Origin of the sequence: Bradyrhizobium sp. 141 (genome assembly GCF_023074055.1) — a bacterium.
Taxonomy (GTDB): domain Bacteria; phylum Pseudomonadota; class Alphaproteobacteria; order Rhizobiales; family Xanthobacteraceae; genus Bradyrhizobium.
Map to the genome: position 1 here is coordinate 1 of NZ_JADPKR010000059.1, position 2650 is coordinate 2650.

Sequence of the window (2650 nt, forward strand, 5' to 3'; positions counted from 1 at the left end):
TCAACCGAAAGGCATTGGCGTTCTTGCGCCTCGCCTCAATCCGCCTCATGCTGCGAAAGCTCTGCCAAAAAACAGCATGATCCCGGACAGACTCTTAGGCATCAACGCCTGTGCTCGGCGAACATCCGCTTTGCGCAATCGGGTTGAAAACTCGAGCTTGCGAACAGCCGAAAGCGCGGATTCACTCAGGTATAGAAGCCTGGGATGAAGCAATGATTGGGCGAACGGCAAGCGCATCAAGCGACCCATCGTAGGCATGAAGGCAGATCTCTGGGAGAGCGCGGACCACCAATCGCCGGGCCTGAAGCACTTCCGGAGAAGCGCACCGCTTTGGGACCAGCAAAAAGTAGCCGATCATCGGCGCCAGGCAGATATCAGCTAGCCAACTCATTGCCGTCTGCTCGATCAGAGACAAGCCACGATCGAAGCTTCTCTTGCGCGCGAGGTGCCGCTCTGTCACGTTTCAAATCGCATTCACCGTGTGTTCGCCGTCACGATGGGTGCCAAGAGCACGACGAGGCACATGAGCCCGGCTAGGACCCCAAATGCGGCCGGCAGTCCCACGTACTTGGCCAGTAACCCTATACCAGCCGGTCCAATGAGAATTCCGGCATAACCAACCGTCGTGATCGCGGCAATCGCCGGACCAACGGGCATCGCCTCCTGCGTGCCGGCGCGCCGGAACAGAATCGGGGCGACATTCGATAGGCCAAGACCAATGAGCAGCAAGCCGATCATGGCGATGACGGCTACCGGTGCGGCCAGCAGAGCTCCGAAACCTACCAAGGCCAGTAGACTTCCGAACATAAGTGTCGCGCGGTCCCCCGCGCGTTCGACGACGGCGTCGCCAGCAAGGCGTCCCACCGTCATGGCTATGGAGAACAGTACATACGCTAAGCCGCCCTGCGTCTTTGGAGCAAGACCAGCGCCGACGACCAACAAGGCAGCCCAATCGAGCATCGCGCCTTCGATAAGGAAGGTGATCGCCGCAATCGCGGCTAGAAGGAGCACGATGGAACGCGGCAGAACGAACGACGGACCCTGGTCCGCCTGCGCCGTTGGTACCAATCGCGGCCACGCCAGCATGATCGCGATCACTATCAATCCCGAGCAGACCACAGTCGAAACAAATGCGTCAATCTGCAGCGAGAGAAAAGCGGTCATGGCTGCAGACCCCACAAGTTCCCCGATGCTGAATTGAGCGTGGAAGCTGGACATCAGCGGGCACCCCGCCGTGCGCTCCACCTCGATCGCATGAATGTTCGCGGCCACGCTAATCGAGCCTATCGAGGCGCCTAAGGCGAATAGCGCGACGCCGAGCCCCAACTTGCTAGCTGTCGTGAGGCATGGCAGGACGATCGCGACACTAAGCCCACCCACAAGAATGATCAGCCTGACGCCGTAGCGGGCGCTCAAAACACCGGTCAGAAGCATCGCGATGATGGATCCAGCACCCAGGCAGAGCAGTAGCAGGCCAAGCACGCCGTCATCGGCCGACAGCCGGTCTTTCGCAAATGGTACGAGCGGGGCCCAGGCCCCGAAGCCAACCCCGGGAACGAAGAATGCAAGACGCGTTGCTAACCGAGAGGATGGTTGACCAGCAGACGCCATGACAGGGACCTTATGATAGACGAACCGCGGGCGCTGTACCAGCGACGGACTCCCGAGCGACAGAGAGTGCGCAGGTTCGGCGGTCGAGAGGACATCGTTCGTTGGCGCAATCCGCCATGCCGGACGGTTCAGCGCGCGATATCGGATCGCGTCGATCGACAATCTTCTAGTTCGATCCGCGACGACATCTTTGATTGCAAATACGATGCCACCGCGAAACCGCACGTGACGTCTTGATCCGAACTCGACACGATCGGGCAACTGTGCCGGCTAGGCATGGAGCGCTGGGGCTCTCAACAAGCTTTGTTACTTGCTGATTGATGAGCGCGGTCGCGCACTGAAGGGGCACGAAGCACCCGAGTGCGCCTCGAGACCGCGCATTACTTCCGTGGCGCCCTTCAGCGCGCCAACGCGGCCTCGCCTTCCGTAGTCATATCCGCGACAAATCAATATGGCTCAGTCGCAAAGCTGACAACGAGATGAAATTCCATCTGCCGATCGCAATTCGTCTCAATGCTAGGCGATGGGCTTGCAAGCCGGTTACTCCGGGCTTGCATAGCCTGCCAAAGGTTGTAGCAATCGACATCGCGGAGAAGCCGACATAAACACTTTGATCAGAGAAGGCGCTCAGAGGCTTATGTGCCTGCTAGACTTATGGTCTTGGTCAGCGCCCCCGTCACGGCTCGCGATTGACGACTTCTTCATCGAATTGGCTCTGCACATGGACCGGCATTGATGCTTGTCCGTGTGCGGGAGGGATGCGGGGCTCGTTGCCCAACCGCCGTGATCGCGACCCGCTCCTGCGTAAACAGCGGACGAATCCGTTGCTTGGCCTGCCGCAACAAAGAAGCCCACAGCGTCGCGCATCTTCGACCGACGCTCCACTAATCATCAAATCCCGAATCATGGTCGCCCATAGATTCAGAACCACCCGAAAATTGATCGCGGTAGGGACGCTCATTGCTGAGCGCCCCCCGCACAGATCCGGACGAGCCCAATTAAGGCATCCGGCTCCTACCTTGGGTGTGTGACGGCGAAG

General features: G+C 59.4%; 1 protein-coding gene. It reads right to left on the reverse strand.

Features of this window, described 5'->3' with window-relative positions; translation table 11 throughout:
• Positions 1-474: 474 nt before the first annotated feature.
• A complete protein-coding gene (locus IVA81_RS17380) occupies positions 475-1611 on the reverse strand; it encodes an MFS transporter (protein WP_247320180.1) in 1137 nt (378 codons plus the stop codon).
• Between the last annotated feature and the right edge of the window lie 1039 nt (positions 1612-2650).